Consider the following 14,848-nt stretch of genomic DNA (forward strand, 5'->3'; position numbering starts at 1 on the left):
TTACGCATTCATACGTTATTTTTTGTATAAAACGCCCTCTTACCGGGGGAAAGGAGTGCCCGATTTACGAAATTGCTTCCGGCAGCTGCATCCATTTGCCCTTCCAGGCGTAGAGCACCATCAACACTGCACCCACAGCCCAGGACACCGGGTAGACCAGCAGCACACCCTCAATGCCTGCAAACAGGGGCAGGGCAAACTGGATCCAAACGATGCGGAACAGGCACAGGGAGATCAGCAGCACCACCATGGGCGGCACGCTCTTGCCGGTGCCGCGCACCGTACCGGCAAGGCCCTGCAGGATGCCCAGCATCCAGTAGAAGGGGCAGAAATAGAGCATACAGATCTTGCCGTAGGCAATGACCGTTTCATCGCCGGTGAACAGGTGCATGATGGGGTCCTGGAAGACGAGCAGCAGGATACCGGTCAGGATGGTGTAAACGATGCACATGCCCAGGGTGACAAAGGTGCCCTTTTTGACACGGCCGATCTTGCCCGCACCAAAGTTCTGGCCTACAAAGGTGGTGGCCGCCATGCTGAAGCTCAGCACAGGCAGAATGTTGAAGCCATCCACCTTCATATAGGCGGCAAAGCCTGCCATAGCAGCGGCACCATAGCCGTTGACGCTGACCTGCACCAGCACATTGGAAAGGGAGATGACCATGTTCTGGATGCCGGTGGGCAGGCCCACCTTGATGATGCGGACCGCCATCTTTTTGTGCACGCGCACTTCCTTTGCCGTCACGCGGTAATCGTCCTCCACCCGCATCAGAAACCGCAGGGAGAGCACACAGGACACCAGCTGGCTGATATCGGTGGCAATGGCCGCACCGGCCACGCCCATCTTGCATCCGGCGATCAGGACAAGGTCGAGGACGATGTTGGTGATGGAGGCAGCGCCCAGGTAGAGCAGGCTCCGCTTGGAGTTGCCGGCGGCGTTCAGGATACCGGCCGCCATGTTATACACCACGCTGAACAGCACACCGCCAAAATAGAGCCGCATATAGAGCACCGCATCCTCCAGCACCTCTGCGGGGGTGTTCATAGCGGTGAGCAGGGCACGGCTGACGGCAATGCCGCACACGGTCAGGATCGCACCCAGAATGGCCGAAAGGGCCAGGGAGGTGTGAACTGCAGTGTGCGCGCCCTCCCTGTCCTTGGCTCCCAGAAACTGGGACACCACGACACCGGCACCCACGGCAATACCCTGGCTGAACCCGATGAGCAGGAAGATGGGCGATCCGCTGGAGCCGACGGCTGCCAGCGCATTGCTGCCCACAAAGTTGCCCACGATGATGGAATCGGCGGTGTTGTACAGCTGCTGCAGCATGTTGCCCAGGATCAGCGGCACCGAGAAGAGCAGGATGCTCTTCCAGATGCTGCCCTCTGTCATCAGCCGGGATTTTTTCTTTTCTTCTAAAATCGTCTGTGCCATAATGTTTCCTTTTTCACGCAAAGCTTCAACTCATATATCAATCGTCATACAGATAAACGATACCTTGTTTCTGCCAAAAAGTCAAGCAAAAGCGTAAAAAGGGGCGTTTTTACCGGTTCCGCCCTATTTCCACCCTCTTGCCGCAGGGTCCAGCATCTCGGCGGCAGAGTAGACCAGGGCGTTGCAGACTGCGGCGGCCACGGTGCTTCCGCCCTTGCGGCCCATGGCCGCGATGGCAGGCACGCCGTGGGCTGCACAGGCGGCAAACAGCGCTTCCTTGCTTTCCACCACATTCACAAATCCCACCGGCACGGCAACGACCAGAGCAGGCCGCAGCCCGGCCTCGATCTCCTCCACAATGGCCAGCAGGGCGGTGGGGGCATTGCCCACCGCAAGGATGGCCCCGGGGTGCTCCTGCGCCGCGCGGTGCATGGAGGCCACTGCCCGGGTGGTTCCGGTCTCGGCTGCGGTCCGCGCCACCTCGGGGTCCGCCATATAGCAGAGGGCACTGCCGCCCAGCCGGGCAAGAGCAGGCTTGGAAATGCCCGAAAGCGCCATGTTGGTGTCGGTGATGATGGGAGTCCCGGCCCGCAGGGCGGCAACACCTGCCGCCACAGCCCCCGGCGTGAAGCGCAGATTTTTCGCATAGTCAAAGTCGGCGGTGGTGTGGATGACCCGCTTGACCACAGCGGCAGTCTCGGGCGGCGGGGTCAGGCCCAACGCTTCCAGCTCTGCCGTGATGATGGAAAGGCTTGTCCGCTCAATGTCGGCGGGCAGATGATGTTGTGGGATCATTGTGCATTCCTCCGCGGGTTCTCCAACCCCATGGCCGCGTAAACGGCATCCAGATCCAGCGCGCCGCGCACGCCATCGGCCAGCAGGTCAAACTGCTGCTGGCGGTACTGCTCCATCGGGATGAGGGCCGCGCTGTCCGGCGCAATGCCCTTGCGCCGGCAGAGCAGGGCCACCAGCTTCTCGGTGAGTTCACCGGTATCAAACAGGCCGTGCAGGTAGGTACCGAACACATTGTCCTGCACGCAGCCCTCGGGTGTGCCGTCTGCCAGTGTGCAGAAGGGCACACCCTGCACCTCGGTGCGGCCGGTATGGATCTGATATCCGGTCAGGGCCGCACCCGCAAAGGGGGCGGCGGTCACGGCGGCAGTGTCCTGGGTGCGGTGCTTCTGGCCGGTAAAGACCGTGCGGGTGGGCAGCAGCCCCAGCCCCCGCATGGTCTGCGCCGTACCGCTCTCCGTGCCTCCGGGGTCAGCCAGCGTCTCGCCCAGCATCTGATACCCGCCGCAGACCCCCAGCACCGGCGTGCCGTTGGCCGCCAGCTTCAACAGGGCTGCTTCCAGCCCGGACTGCCGCAGCCAGAGCAGGTCATCCACTGTGTTCTTGGTGCCGGGCAGGATGATGAGATCCGGTGTGCCCAGCTGGCGGGTATTCTGCACATACCGCACACCCAGCAGCGGGTGCTGCTCCAGCGGCATGAAATCGGTAAAGTTGGAGATGTGCGGCAGGCGGAGGATGGCTGCATCCAGCGGGTGGACCGTTCTGCCCGCATCCAGCCGGGTGGAAAGAGAATCCTCGTCCTCAATGTCCACCTTCAGGTAGGGCACGACCCCCAGCACCGGCAGCTGCGTTTTCTCTTCCAGCATAGCAAGGCCGGGGCGCAGGATCTCCACATCGCCGCGGAATTTATTGATGAGCAGCCCCTTGATGCGGGCGCGCTCCTCTGGCTCCAGCAGCGCCACCGTACCGTACAGCTGGGCGAACACACCGCCCCGGTCGATGTCGCCCGCCAGCAGAACGGGGGCATCCACCAGCCGAGCAAGGCCCATGTTGACGATATCGTCTGCCTTCAGGTTGATCTCCGCCGGGCTTCCGGCCCCCTCAATGACGATGATGTCCACGGTTTCGGCCAGACTGTTGTAGGCTGAGAGGATCTCCGGGATGAGCGCTCTTTTCATTTTGAAGTAGGCGGCGGCGGACATCTGGCCCCGCACCTCGCCGTTCACGATGACCTGACTGCCCACGTCACTGCTGGGCTTGAGCAGGATGGGGTTCATCCGCACATCCGGCTCGATGCCTGCGGCCTGCGCCTGCACCACCTGTGCCCGGCCCATTTCCAGCCCATCCCGGGTGACAAAGCTGTTCAGCGCCATGTTCTGGCTCTTGAAGGGAGCCACGCGGTAACCGTCCTGCGCAAAAATGCGGCAGAGGGCGGCGCACAGCAGGCTTTTGCCTGCACCGCTCATGGTTCCCTGCACCATGATGCACTTTGCCTTGCTCATTCCAGCACCTCCGCAAGAAGTTTCAAAAGCTGTTCGTTTTCAGATCCGGTGCGCACGGCGGTGCGGTACCAGCCGGGGCCCAGCCCGGGGTAGTTCGCACAGCTGCGCAGCACAGCACCCCTTTGCCGCAGGGCTTCTCCCAGCGTCTCCGGGGCCTGAAACAGCAGGTAATTTGCCTTGCCGTCCAGCACCCGCAGGCCCAGCGCCCGCAGCCCGTCCGTCAGGCGGGGCCGCTGTTCGGCAATGAGGGCCCGGACCTTTTCCACATACGCTGTCTCCTCCAGCGCGGCAAGGCCCGCCGCCTGCGCCAGACTGGACACGCCCCAGGGCTGACCGCAGGCCTGCATCTGTTCCAGCAGCGCCGTGTCGGCACTCAGGGCATAGCCCAGCCGCACGCCCGCCATGCCGTAGAGCTTGGTGAAGGCTTTCAGGATGACCAGATCTCCCTCCCCCAGCAGGCCTTTTGCCGTGTGCAGGGCATGGTCGGGCAGGAAATCGAGGAAGCATTCGTCTACCACCAGCAGGGTGCCGCACGCCGCGCAGCAGCGGAGGATCTGTTCCACCAGCGGCAGGGCCGTCAGCTGGCCGGTGGGGTTGTTGGGCTGGCAGAGGAACACCATATCCACTCCCGGGCGGATGGCCGCACAGAACGCATCCGTGACCGCAAAGTCCTCCTGCTCCCGCAAAAAGAAGCGTTCCACCGTGCATCCGACACTTTCCAAAGCAGTGGCATACTCCGCAAAGGTGGGGGCGGTGACCAGCGCCCTGCTGGGCTTTCTGGCCCAGACCAGCCGGAAGATGAGGTCTGCCGCCCCATTGCCGCAGAGGATCTGCTCCGCCGGCACGCTCTCATGGAGCGCCAGCTTTGCCCGCAGCTCCCGGCACAGGGGGTCGGGGTAGCGGTCGGCCGTGGGCAATGCCGCCGTGATGGCCCGGGCCACCCCTTCCGGCAGGCCCAGCGGGCTGACGTTGGCCGAAAAATCCAGCGCATCCCGCCCGAACTCGGCCCGGTAACCGGCCCAATCGCCGCCATGTACTAGTTGCATGTTCGTTCTCCTTTTCCTGGATGGTTCTGGATCCCAGCTCTTGGCCCCCCTTTAGGGGAGCTGTCATGCAAGGCATGACTGAGAGGGCGAGGTCGTTACAAAATAGCCCGTATTGCCACGCCCCACGCCAGTGCAAGAGCGCTTGCCACGTACATCATCCGGTTGGCACGCAGGATATCCTCCGGTTCAATGGGGCGCAGCGGATCGCCGATGGTGGGCTTGGCGTAGTATTCGCCAAAGTAATAGGCGGGCCCGGCCAGCTGCACCCCAAGCGCACCGGCGCAGGCACTCTCGGTCTGGGCGCTGTTGGGGCTGGCGTGGTTCCGGCGGTCCCGCCGCCAGATCTTCCACGCCCCTTTTGCGTCATTGTGCGTAAAGGCTGCGGCAGCCACCCACAGCAGGGCGGCAAGGCGGCTGGGAAGGTAATTTGCCGCATCGTCCAGCTTGGCAGGGATGCGGCCAAAGTAGAGATATTTTTCGTTTTTGTAGCCCAGCATACTGTCCATCGTGTTGATGGCCTTGTAGGTCAGGGCCAGCGGTGCCCCGCCGATGAGCATATAGAGCAAGGGCGCGATCACGCCGTCGCTGGCGTTTTCGGCCACCGTCTCCACAGCGGCTCTGGTCACACCCTCCAGCGTCAGATCCTGGGTGTCCCGCCCCACGATGCGGCTGACCGCCCTGCGGGCAGTAGGCAGGTCGGGCTTGACCAGCTCCCGGTAAACATTGGTGCTCTCCTGCGCCAGCCCCTTTGCGGCCAGTGCCTGCCCGCACCAGAACATCTGGACAGCCAGTCCCAGCCACGGGCTGATGCGGGCAGCTCCCAGGCAGACAAGGCTCGTCAGCAGAAAGGTGCCCACCGGCAGGCAGAAGGCCACAATGGCCCCGCCCAGCAGTTCCCCCTGAGGCGTTTTTGGCAGGCGGGCCCGCAGGCGCTTTTCCAGCGCCGAGATGGCCTTGCCCATGTACACCACCGGGTGGGGCAGCCAGGCCGGGTCGCCAAAGAGGCAGTCCAGCACAAAACCGCCGAGTACTGCGTATTCGATCATCGGGCATCCTCCTTTGTGTACTGCACAGTTTTCAGCAGGTGCAGCACCCGCTGCTCCGCCCAATCTCCTGCATCCAGAACGTAGCCGCCCGCATTGGGGGCGCACCAGTGGTAATAATCCGCATGGGGCAGGGCGTAGCGCTCCATGGCAGCCATCTGGGTGCCGCCGTGGGCCAGAATGACCAGTGTCTCTTCCCCATCGGCAAGGGCCCTGTCCACCAGTGCGGCAAAGGCCCTGCACACCCGCTCCGAAAAGACAGCCTTGGTCTCGCCGTCCGGGCAGGGGCTTTCGCAGTTGGCGTTCACCCAGGCCAGATAGTCCGGGTCATGCTCCATCTCAATGAAATTGCGGCCCTCAAAGCTGCCGAAGCACATCTCCTGCAGGTCTTTCACCTCCACGAGCCTTGCACCCGGGAAGAGCACCTCAGCGGTCTGCCGGGTGCGGCAGAGCGGGGTGATATAGACCGTTTCCGGCCGGAGATCCGCCTGCCGCAGCTGGGCGCGGCCCGCGGGACACAGGGGGATATCCCGCTGGCCCTGATAGCGCTTTTCGGCGTTGTAGGCCGTCAGGCCATGGCGCAGAAGATAGATCAGCATGGGGGCAGTTCTCCTTTCAATACTGTGGGGATGCCGCAGAACATCTGCACCACGCACCCGGCCCGGGCCGCCAGCAGGCAGGCCAGCCGTCCGGCGGCTTCCCGTGCAGCCCGCTCCCCTGCGTCCATGGGCACCACGCCGCCGCCCACCTCGGTGGCCATCACGATATCATAAGCGGAGAGCTCCTCCGCAAGCTTTTCCAGATCCTCAGCCTCTGCGGCCAGGGCCTGCACCTCCGCAATGCGGGTGCCGGGCAGGCGCTGGGCAAAGGTGCGCTTGCCGCTGTACAGCGGCCCGATGATAAAGATCATAACAGTCCTCCCCACTGGCAGGCACACAGCGCCGCCAGCATCCACAGCTCGGCTTTCTGCAAAAACCACCCGGCCAGATCGCCGGTGATGCCGCCAAACTGCTTGTCCGAAACAACATGATAGCGTGCAAACACCAGCAACGCCGCCAGCACCAGCGCCCAGCCGCCCAGTGCCAGCAGGGCGGCGCTGAGCAGAGCGGCCAGCACCATCAGCACCCGGCGGACAGTAGTTCGATCCGCCGCCGTGGCAAAGGTGTGGGCAAGGCCGGTGTTCTTTGCCATCGGGAACGATGCCACGGCCAGGCCCGAAAGGGCCCGTTCCAGCACAAGGGCCAGTGTCCAGCAAAGGCCCACCCGGGGCGTAAAGTCCACGCAGGCGCAAAGGGCGAGGTAGGCCGCAAAATAACTGCACAGCCGGATCACCGCAAAGGCACCGCAGTGGGGGTCTTTGAGGATCTCCAGCTTCTTTTCCCGGTCGCCATAGCTGGAAAGGGCATCGCAGGTGTCGGCATAGCCATCCAGGTGGATGCCGCCCGTGACCCAGACCGGGATCAGGCAGAACCCCGCCGCCTTTGCGGGCATCGGCAGGGGCAGAGCGCCGCACAGGCACCACAGCCCGCCAATGACCACCCCGATGAGCGGGAAGGCGCACATGGCATACCGCATGTTTTTCTGGTTCCACGCGAACTGCGGCACCGGCAGGGCCGAAAACATGGCAAAGGCCACTGCAATGGTCTGCAATCCAATCATTTTTCCACTCCTTTATAATAGACCGGGATGCCGCACACCACCCGCACCACATGGTCGGCCCGGGCGGCAAGGGCATTGTTCACCTGCGCCAGCGCTTTCAGGTAGCGCCCGGTGTCGCCTGCATAGTCGGCACCGCCGCTGAACACCTCGTTGGAGACCACGATGAGGTGCGCGCATTGTCCGGCCAATTGGTTCAGTCCTTCCAAAATGGCCGAAGCCGCATTTTCTCCCGCCCCGGCGGGGTCGTAGAGCTCGTTGGCGGTCAGGTTGCCCAGATCCTCCAACAGCGCAGTTCCCCGGGCAGGCAGACGGATGTTCTCCAGATGCAGGGGGCACTCCACGGTCTCAAACTGCTTTGCCGCCCGCATCTTCCGGTGCTTTTCCACCCGGGCGGCACACTCGGCATCCCACACCTGCATGGTGGCGATGTAATAGCGCGGGAGCGCGGTTTTCAACACCAGGCTCTCGGCATACCCGCTCTTGCCGCTGGCGGCACCGCCCAATACCAGCGTCAGCATTGAGGGGTATACGGCGTGATGCCGCCCTCCGTGAAGGAATAGCAATCGCGGTAAACGGCCAGCGCCATATCCCACAGCGGGATGCTTGCCACCGCTCCGGTGCCCTCGCCGAGATGGAGCCCGGCGGTGAGCAGGGGCGCTTTGCCCAGCGCTTCCAGCACCAGCCTTGCTGCCGGTTCGGTGGAGCAGTGGCTGGCAAACACGGCCTTTTCCGCGGCGGGGCAGAGCCGCACCGCGCACAGCGCCGCCACCCCGCTGATGAAGCCATCCATCAGCACGGGCAGGCCTTCCAGCGCGCCGCCCAGAAAAACACCGCACAGCCCGGCGATGTCGAACCCGCCCAGCTTGGAAAGCACGTCCAGAGGGTCAGCGGCATCGGGCTGATTCCGCGCAATGCCCTGCCGGATGGCATCCAGCTTGCGGGCAAGCCCCGCGTCGGAAAGGCCCGCGCCCCGGCCTGTCATCCGCTCCACGGGCTGACCCAGCAGAACCGCAGCCACGGCGCTGGAGGTGGTGGTGTTGCCAATGCCCATTTCGCCCGTGGCCAGCAGCTGCACCCCCGCCGCCTTCTGCGCCCGGACAAGCCCCATGCCCGCTGCAATGGCATCCACCGCCTGCTGGCGAGTCATGGCAGGGCCGGTGGTGAAATCCGCCGTCCCGGCGGCAATGCGGCAGTTCTGCACTCCGGGCACCGGCTCCCCGGCCATGCCAAGGTCCACAGGCACCACTTCGCAGCGGGCCGTTTTTGCCATCTGGCAGACACTGGTGCGCCGGGCGGCAAGGTTCTCGGCCACAGCCCGGGTCACGCTCTGGTCTGTCTGGCTCACGCCCTGCGCCACCACGCCGTTGTCGGCGCAGAGCACCAGCACGGCCCGGCGGGAAAACGCCAGCTCTGCCGTGCCGGTCAGGGCGGCGGCATCCTCCAGCATGGTCTCCAGCATGCCCAGCCCGCCCAGCGGCTTGGCCAGGCTGGCCCAGTGAGCGTGGGCGGCGGTGCGTGCGGTCTCGTCCGGCCGGGTGATCTTGGAAAGAAGCTGTTTCAGTTCAAGCTCTGTCATTGGTCCTGTTCCTCTTGATGATAGTGTGCGGCGGCATCCACGAACCGCCGGGGCAGGGCCGTGCCCGCCCAATACAAATGCGGGAAGCCCGCATAGAAATGCTCATTTGCAAAGCCGCAGTCCCATTGCTTCCCGTTGGGCTTTGCGGCGGTAAAGCCGGTGCCGTTGTCCGTGGAATCCCAGTGGTGGAACTCGTGCACCGGCAGACGCTCCCCGGCGCGGAACAGCATACTGTCGGCGTGGGCAGTCAATGCCGCATATCCAAACCGCACCAGCCTCCCCACCCGGAAGCCCTGCCCCGGCAGAACGCCTGCCATGGGCCAGCATTTTCCGTTGGCATCCTCCAGGCTCTGGCCCAGATAGAGAAAGCCCCCGCACTCGGCCACCGTGGGCAGACCGCGCTCCACAGCCCGGCGCACAGAGGCCAGCATGGAGCGGTTCGCGCTCAACTGCCCGGCATACAGCTCCGGGTAGCCGCCGGGCAGGTAGAGCCCGCCGATCTGCCCCGGCAGGGCGGAGTCCTGCAGGGGGCTGAACCAGCAGAGCTCCGCCCCCGCCCGCTCCAGTGCTTCCAGCGTTTCGGCGTAGGTGAAGCAAAACGCCGCATCCCTTGCAACGGCAATGGGAACGCGGGGGCGCTGTTCCTCTGCTCCCTGGGGCGGCAGCTCTCCCGCAGGGGGGAGCCGATCTGTGTGCACCAAAGGCGCTGCGCCTTCGGTCAGAGCAAAAAGCTTTTCCCAATCCATCACCAGCGCATCGGCCATCCGGCTGATCTTCTGCTGTAAGTCCGCGATCTCCCCGGCAGTTTTCAACCCTAAGTGGCGGCTCTCAAGGGCGGCATCCGGCAGGTGGGGCAGATAGCCCAGCACCGGCAGGCCGGTCTCCCGTTCCAGCATGGGAGCCAGCAGAGCATACAAATGGGGGGCGCAGTCATTGAGCAGGATGCCCGCCAGATGGCTGGGGGTGCGGAACTGCTTCAGCCCGTTGATCTGGGCCGCCAGCGTCAGGCTGGCCCCTCTGGGCTGGACCACCAGCAGCACCGGCAGGCCCAGCGTATCGGCCAGATGCCAGGCACTGGCGGTATCACTCACGCCGCCTAGTCCATCGTAAAAGCCCATGGCACCCTCGCACACAGCTGCCCCATGCCCGGCTGCGGCCTGCGCATAGAGCGCGCGCACGGTCTCCGGCGCGGAGAAAAACAGGTCGAGGTTATGGCTCTCCACCCCCAGCACGGCCCGGTGAAACATGGGGTCGATATAGTCCGGCCCGCTCTTGAAGGAGCAGGGGTCCTGCCCCCGCCGCTTGAGCGCCGCCAGCAGAGCGCAGGTCAGTGTGGTTTTGCCGCTGCCGGAACAGGGCGCGGCCACAAGAAATTGGATCATTTGCGTTCTCCTGTGATAAGGAAGATGGGGTTATTGGCCATCAGCAGGTGGAGCCTGCCCGCAGGCCGGGTGCGGCTGACCGCGATCTGCGTTACCTCCGCAGCAAGGCCGTGGGCAGTCAGTGCGGCCACGGCGGCGCTCAGCGTTTCCAGCGCAATGGCAGAGATGCAGATGCGGGCGTTCGGATTCCGGGCAAGCACCGTGTCCACTACAGCCTCCATGCCCCCCTTGGTCCCGCCGATGAACACGGCATCCGGGGCGGGCAGGTCAGCCAGCGCGGCGGGGGCGCGGCCCTCCACCAGTGTCAGGTTGCAGGCGTGGAACGTTTCCCGGTTCTGCCGGATGAGCCCACAGGCCTCCGGGTCACACTCCACGGCATACACATGCCCCCGGGGTGCGGCCAGTGCCAGCTCCACGCTCACGCTGCCGGTGCCCGCTCCCACATCCCACAGGGTATCGGCAGGCTGCACGGCCAGCTTGGCCAGCGCCGCCGCCCGCACCTCCTGCTTGGTCATGGGCACCTCTCCCCTGTGGAAGGCTTCATCCGGGAAGCCGGGCACCCGCCGGGGCGGCTGAGGAAGATGCTCCACAAGCAGAACGCTCAGGCTTGCAAACTGCTTTTGCGCAAATTCCTGCGCTGTGCCGAACAGGATCTTTTCCTCTGCCCGGCCCAGCTCTTCGCCCACCAGCACATGGGCATCGCCCAGCCCGGCAGCAGCCAATCGGCCGCAGAGGGAGGCAGGCGTTTCTGCCCCGCCGGTCAGGAAAAACACAGGCTTTCCCCCGGCCGTCAGGCACTCGGCCACCGGGTCGCAGGCACAGCCGTGGGCCGAGACCAGCTTCCACTCCTGCCAGGAGCGACCCACCGCAGCGGCCAGCAGCTGAACGCTGGAAAGCCCCGGCAGCACCCGGCAGGAGATGCCAAAGGCCCGCAGCATCGGCAGCAGCTGGGCCGCACCGGAGTAAAACCCGGTGTCGCCGCTGTACACAAGGGCAGCATCCACCTCCGGGTCAGCCGCCAGCGCGGCAAGGACATCCTCAGGCTGATACAGGGCCTTCCGGTGTTCCGTGCAGCCCTGCGGCAGCTGTTCCAGCAGGCGCTTTGCCCCCAGGATCAGTCCGGCGTTCTGCAGGGCGGCAAGGCCCTGCGCGGTCAGGCTTTCCGGCGTGCCCGACCCCATCCCGATGAGTGTGATCATTGCAGCATCTCCCTACAATGTGTCAGGATCTGTTCCGCCGTTTCGCCCTGCTCGGCCGGGCGGCGGATGACGATGAGCTGTGCCCCGGTGTCCTGCGCTGCCCGGGCTTTTTCCTCAAAGCCGCCCGCCGCGCCGCCATCTTTGGTAACGAGGAAGCGGATGGCAAACTGCTCCATCAGTGCCCGGTTCAACGCATAGGAGAACGGCCCCTGCATGGCGATGATGTTCTTATGGGGGATATCTGCCCCCTCGCAGGCGGCAATGCCCTCCCGGGTGGGCAGGACACGGGGAAAAAGCCGTGCCGGTTCCAGCACAGCAAAGGCAGAAAGCTCCTTGGCCCCAGTGGCAAGCAGGACATTTCCCTGCGTCCGGGCCAGAAATCCCGCCGCATGGGCCGCAGAGGCAAACACCATGCTCCCGGCGGGCAGCGGGCTTTCGGGCCGGAGCAGGCGGCGGTACTCCGTGCCTGCTGTTTTGCAGGCTGCCCGGATGTTCCGGGTGGCCTCCACCGCATAGGGATGGGTCGCGTCCACACAGAGGTCAACCCCCTGCAGCAGGGCGGTCATCTCCTCCGGGGTCAGCCGCCCGCAGTGGACGGTGATGCCGGACCTTTCGCCCTGTTCCTCGGCCCCCAGCGGGGTGGCCACGCTGACCAGTACCTCGGCCCCCAGTGCGGCCAGCTGCTTTGAAAACACACGGCCCTCGGTGGTGCCGCTGAATACCACGGCCCTCATGCGCGGTACCCCCGCGGCGTGACCATCCGCCCGCTCAGCTGGCGGGTCTGGGCGTTGCCGACAAACACGATGGTGAACATATCCACCGGAGTGGTTTCCAGCGCAGCCAGCGTCAGAACGCGGCTTTCCTGCCCCTCCCGGCCAATGTTCCGCACGATGCCGCAGACCGTTCCGGGTGCTTTGCCGTTTGCCAGCAGGATGCGCACCGCCCGTGCCAGATAGTCCGGCCGCCCCTTGGAGGAGGGGTTGTACAGCGCGATGCAGAAATCCCCCATGGCTGCTGCCGCCAGCCGCCGCTCGATGACCTCCCACGGCGTGAGCCGGTCAGAGAGGGAGAGCACACAGAAATCGTGGGCCAGCGGGGCACCCAGCACCGCACCGCCGCTCAGGGCGGCGGTCAGGCCGGGCACCACCTCCACCGTCACGTCCGGGAAGTGCTCGGCCAGCTCCAGCAGAGGGCTTGCCATGCCGTAGACCCCGGCATCTCCCGAGCAGACCAGCGCCACCGCCCTGCCGCTCCGGGCCGTTTCCAGCGCCCAGCGGCAGCGGTCGATCTCCTTGGTCATGCCGGTGGAATAATAGAGCTTGTCCGGGAAGTAGGGGCGCATCAGATCCAGATAGACCGTATAGCCGCACAGCACCTCGGCTTGCGTTAAGGCGCTCTGCGCCTGTGCGGTCAGAAACCGGGGATCCCCGGGCCCAAGCCCGACAACAAAAACAACATTAGGCATCCTGCCACCTCCAATCCGGGGCAAAGGGACGAAGCGCCAGCGCAAAGGTCACGCCGTTGCCCGCCTGTTTGGGAAGAATGATCGTGCCGCCTGCCGCCAGCACCGCCGCCCGCTCGCAGACATTGTCCACACCGGTCACGCTCCGGACAAAGGCCGAAGGTGTGAACTGCCCGGGGGCGTTCTGCAGCTGTGCGGCAGAATAGAACTGCACCGGCCAGCCGTGGATTCTGCAAAATTCCAGCAGTCCCGGCTCATGGGCTTTCAGGTCGATGCTGGCTGCCGCCGTGATGCACACTGCTGCAAGGCCGTGGGCCGCGCAGAACTGTGCAAAGGCCGCTTCCAGCTGTGCAGCGCTGGTCCCCCGCCTGCACCCGATGCCCAGCACACCGATCTTCGGGATCAGGTGCAGCGCATCGCCCGCCGGGAAAAGGGTCAGGGCAAAGTCGGCGCGCTCTGCCTCCCCCGCCGGGACCACCCCGGCAGGGGCCTGCCCGGCAATGGGGAATTCCGAGCGGTACCGCACCGGCCCGCCCGCCAGCAGCCTGCTGCTGACGCGCTTGATGCGCTCCGGCTCCAGCACGGCACAGTTCTGGTGCCTGGCCCACGCATCCACGGCAAACACACCGTTGGCATCGGTGGCCGTGGTAATGACCGGCACCGCACCGCAGACCGCCGCCAGCGCCCGGGCCAGATCGTTGGCCCCGCCCAGATGGCCCGAAAGGACCGGCACCGCAAAATGGCCGCACTCGTCCAGCACCACCACGGCAGGGTCCACCGCCTTGCTCCGGCAGTGGGGCGCAATGGCCCGCACCGCTATGCCCACAGCCCCCACAAAGATCAGGGCATCCGCATGGGCGAACTGCTCCGCAGCCCAATCGGCAAGGCCAGGCCCGCCATGGCCGCAGCGGGCCACAGTGCCGGGCAGGGCACTGGCCAGCTTTTGGGCCAACGCCAGCCCTTTTTCCGTAAAGGCGAGATAGGCGCGGGTCACTGGTCTGCCCCCTTGCGGAACTCCGTCGTAAAGGTTGGGTCGTAGAGCTTGCTCCGCTCATACCGGGTGCCCAGAAATTCCCCCACCACGATGAGCGCTGTCTTGGTGATGCCGTTGGCGCGGGTGCTCCCGGCCAGCGTGCCCACGGTGCAGCGCACCACCTTCTGCTCCGGCCAGCTGGCCTTGTAGACCACAGCGGCAGGAGTCTCCGGCGTGTAGGCTCCGCCTGCCAGCAGGGCCTGCTGCACCTTGTCGATGAGGCCGATGGAGAGGAAGATCACCATGGTTGCCCCATGGGCGGCAAGGCTGGCCAGCTTCTCCTTTTCCGGCACCGGGGTGCGCCCCTCCATCCGGGTGATGATCACGGTCTGGCTGATGGTGGGCAGGGTGTACTCGGCGTTCAGCGCCGCCGCCGCCCCGCAAAAGCTGGACACGCCGGGGGTATCATCGTAGGGGATGCCGTCCACATCCAGTGCGTCCATCTGCTCCCGGATGGCCCCATACAGGCAGGGGTCGCCGGTGTGGAGCCGCACGGTGGTCCCGCCTGCGGCTTCCACCCGGCGCATCACGTCCAGCACCTGTTCCAGCGTCATCTCGGCGCTGTTGTAAACGGCGCACTCCGGCTTCGCCAGCCCCAGCAGAGCCGGGTTGACCAGACTGCCCGCATAAATGATGCAGTCGGCTTCCTGCAGCAGGGCCGCGCCCCGCCGGGTGATAAGGTCAGGTGCGCCGGGGCCTGCGCCTACAAAATGTACCAT

At 65.1% G+C, this 14,848-nt stretch carries 16 protein-coding genes; all 16 read right to left on the minus strand.

Going from position 1 to position 14,848, the window contains the following annotated elements; all coding sequences use genetic code 11:
• Positions 1-64: 64 nt before the first annotated feature.
• On the minus strand, positions 65-1,435 hold the full coding sequence (locus J3353_RS03570; RefSeq protein ID WP_207684187.1) for an MATE family efflux transporter: 1,371 nt from the start codon (positions 1,433-1,435) through the stop codon (positions 65-67).
• A gap of 123 nt (positions 1,436-1,558) precedes the next feature.
• On the minus strand, positions 1,559-2,230 hold the full coding sequence (locus J3353_RS03575; protein WP_207684188.1) for a precorrin-8X methylmutase: 672 nt from the start codon (positions 2,228-2,230) through the stop codon (positions 1,559-1,561).
• A complete protein-coding gene (locus J3353_RS03580; RefSeq protein ID WP_207684189.1) occupies positions 2,227-3,729 on the minus strand; it encodes a cobyric acid synthase in 1,503 nt (500 codons plus the stop codon). The genes J3353_RS03575 and J3353_RS03580 overlap by 4 nt, the downstream gene beginning before the upstream one ends.
• Positions 3,726-4,775, minus strand: coding sequence for a histidinol-phosphate transaminase (locus tag J3353_RS03585; RefSeq protein ID WP_207684190.1), 1,050 nt, complete (start codon positions 4,773-4,775; stop codon positions 3,726-3,728). The genes J3353_RS03580 and J3353_RS03585 overlap by 4 nt, the downstream gene beginning before the upstream one ends.
• A gap of 95 nt (positions 4,776-4,870) precedes the next feature.
• Positions 4,871-5,821, minus strand: coding sequence for an adenosylcobinamide-phosphate synthase CbiB (cbiB, locus tag J3353_RS03590; RefSeq protein WP_207684191.1), 951 nt, complete (start codon positions 5,819-5,821; stop codon positions 4,871-4,873).
• The gene (locus J3353_RS03595; protein ID WP_005934985.1) at positions 5,818-6,417 is read right to left on the minus strand and encodes a histidine phosphatase family protein; all 600 of its coding nucleotides are present in this window, start codon (positions 6,415-6,417) and stop codon (positions 5,818-5,820) included. The genes cbiB and J3353_RS03595 overlap by 4 nt, the downstream gene beginning before the upstream one ends.
• Positions 6,411-6,728, minus strand: a complete 318-nt coding sequence (locus J3353_RS03600; RefSeq protein WP_156069182.1) for a bifunctional adenosylcobinamide kinase/adenosylcobinamide-phosphate guanylyltransferase — start codon at positions 6,726-6,728, stop codon at positions 6,411-6,413. Before J3353_RS03600 ends, J3353_RS03595 begins: the two co-directional genes overlap by 7 nt.
• Complete coding sequence (locus J3353_RS03605) at positions 6,725-7,477, minus strand: adenosylcobinamide-GDP ribazoletransferase (protein ID WP_005934989.1); 753 nt, start codon at positions 7,475-7,477, stop codon at positions 6,725-6,727. Before J3353_RS03605 ends, J3353_RS03600 begins: the two co-directional genes overlap by 4 nt.
• Positions 7,474-7,995 (minus strand): bifunctional adenosylcobinamide kinase/adenosylcobinamide-phosphate guanylyltransferase, encoded by a 522-nt coding sequence (locus tag J3353_RS03610; protein WP_207684192.1) that lies wholly within the window; start codon positions 7,993-7,995, stop codon positions 7,474-7,476. Before J3353_RS03610 ends, J3353_RS03605 begins: the two co-directional genes overlap by 4 nt.
• On the minus strand, positions 7,989-9,053 hold the full coding sequence (cobT, locus tag J3353_RS03615; protein ID WP_207684193.1) for a nicotinate-nucleotide--dimethylbenzimidazole phosphoribosyltransferase: 1,065 nt from the start codon (positions 9,051-9,053) through the stop codon (positions 7,989-7,991). Before cobT ends, J3353_RS03610 begins: the two co-directional genes overlap by 7 nt.
• Entirely contained in the window at positions 9,050-10,435 is a 1,386-nt protein-coding gene (locus tag J3353_RS03620; protein WP_207684194.1) for a cobyrinate a,c-diamide synthase, read from the minus strand. Before J3353_RS03620 ends, cobT begins: the two co-directional genes overlap by 4 nt.
• Positions 10,432-11,634 carry a precorrin-6y C5,15-methyltransferase (decarboxylating) subunit CbiE gene (gene cbiE, locus J3353_RS03625; RefSeq protein WP_207684195.1) on the minus strand — a complete coding sequence of 401 codons (1,203 nt, stop codon included), beginning with the start codon at positions 11,632-11,634 and terminating at the stop codon, positions 10,432-10,434. Before cbiE ends, J3353_RS03620 begins: the two co-directional genes overlap by 4 nt.
• On the minus strand, positions 11,631-12,368 hold the full coding sequence (gene cobK, locus J3353_RS03630) for a precorrin-6A reductase (RefSeq protein ID WP_207684196.1): 738 nt from the start codon (positions 12,366-12,368) through the stop codon (positions 11,631-11,633). Before cobK ends, cbiE begins: the two co-directional genes overlap by 4 nt.
• A complete protein-coding gene (gene cobJ / locus J3353_RS03635; RefSeq protein WP_207684197.1) occupies positions 12,365-13,099 on the minus strand; it encodes a precorrin-3B C(17)-methyltransferase in 735 nt (244 codons plus the stop codon). The genes cobK and cobJ overlap by 4 nt, the downstream gene beginning before the upstream one ends.
• Positions 13,092-14,090, minus strand: coding sequence for a cobalt-precorrin 5A hydrolase (locus J3353_RS03640; protein WP_207684198.1), 999 nt, complete (start codon positions 14,088-14,090; stop codon positions 13,092-13,094). Before J3353_RS03640 ends, cobJ begins: the two co-directional genes overlap by 8 nt.
• Positions 14,087-14,848 carry a precorrin-4 C(11)-methyltransferase gene (gene cobM, locus J3353_RS03645; protein WP_207684199.1) on the minus strand — a complete coding sequence of 254 codons (762 nt, stop codon included), beginning with the start codon at positions 14,846-14,848 and terminating at the stop codon, positions 14,087-14,089. Before cobM ends, J3353_RS03640 begins: the two co-directional genes overlap by 4 nt.

The organism is Faecalibacterium sp. Marseille-Q4137 (genome assembly GCF_017377535.1).
In the GTDB taxonomy this organism is placed as follows: Bacteria; Bacillota; Clostridia; order Oscillospirales; family Ruminococcaceae; genus Faecalibacterium; species Faecalibacterium duncaniae.

Bases quoted from the DNA above. Each gene is read 5' to 3' on its own strand.
- J3353_RS03570 (WP_207684187.1), bottom strand. From the start codon at position 1,435: ATGGCACAGACGATTTTAGAAGAAAAGAAAAAATCCCGGCTGATGACA.
- J3353_RS03575 (WP_207684188.1), bottom strand. From the start codon at position 2,230: ATGATCCCACAACATCATCTGCCCGCCGACATTGAGCGGACAAGCCTT.
- J3353_RS03580 (WP_207684189.1), bottom strand. From the start codon at position 3,729: ATGAGCAAGGCAAAGTGCATCATGGTGCAGGGAACCATGAGCGGTGCA.
- J3353_RS03585 (WP_207684190.1), bottom strand. From the start codon at position 4,775: ATGCAACTAGTACATGGCGGCGATTGGGCCGGTTACCGGGCCGAGTTC.
- cbiB (WP_207684191.1), bottom strand. From the start codon at position 5,821: ATGATCGAATACGCAGTACTCGGCGGTTTTGTGCTGGACTGCCTCTTT.
- J3353_RS03595 (WP_005934985.1), bottom strand. From the start codon at position 6,417: ATGCTGATCTATCTTCTGCGCCATGGCCTGACGGCCTACAACGCCGAA.
- J3353_RS03600 (WP_156069182.1), bottom strand. From the start codon at position 6,728: ATGATCTTTATCATCGGGCCGCTGTACAGCGGCAAGCGCACCTTTGCC.
- J3353_RS03605 (WP_005934989.1), bottom strand. From the start codon at position 7,477: ATGATTGGATTGCAGACCATTGCAGTGGCCTTTGCCATGTTTTCGGCC.
- J3353_RS03610 (WP_207684192.1), bottom strand. From the start codon at position 7,995: ATGCTGACGCTGGTATTGGGCGGTGCCGCCAGCGGCAAGAGCGGGTAT.
- cobT (WP_207684193.1), bottom strand. From the start codon at position 9,053: ATGACAGAGCTTGAACTGAAACAGCTTCTTTCCAAGATCACCCGGCCG.
- J3353_RS03620 (WP_207684194.1), bottom strand. From the start codon at position 10,435: ATGATCCAATTTCTTGTGGCCGCGCCCTGTTCCGGCAGCGGCAAAACC.
- cbiE (WP_207684195.1), bottom strand. From the start codon at position 11,634: ATGATCACACTCATCGGGATGGGGTCGGGCACGCCGGAAAGCCTGACC.
- cobK (WP_207684196.1), bottom strand. From the start codon at position 12,368: ATGAGGGCCGTGGTATTCAGCGGCACCACCGAGGGCCGTGTGTTTTCA.
- cobJ (WP_207684197.1), bottom strand. From the start codon at position 13,099: ATGCCTAATGTTGTTTTTGTTGTCGGGCTTGGGCCCGGGGATCCCCGG.
- cobM (WP_207684199.1), bottom strand. From the start codon at position 14,848: ATGGTACATTTTGTAGGCGCAGGCCCCGGCGCACCTGACCTTATCACC.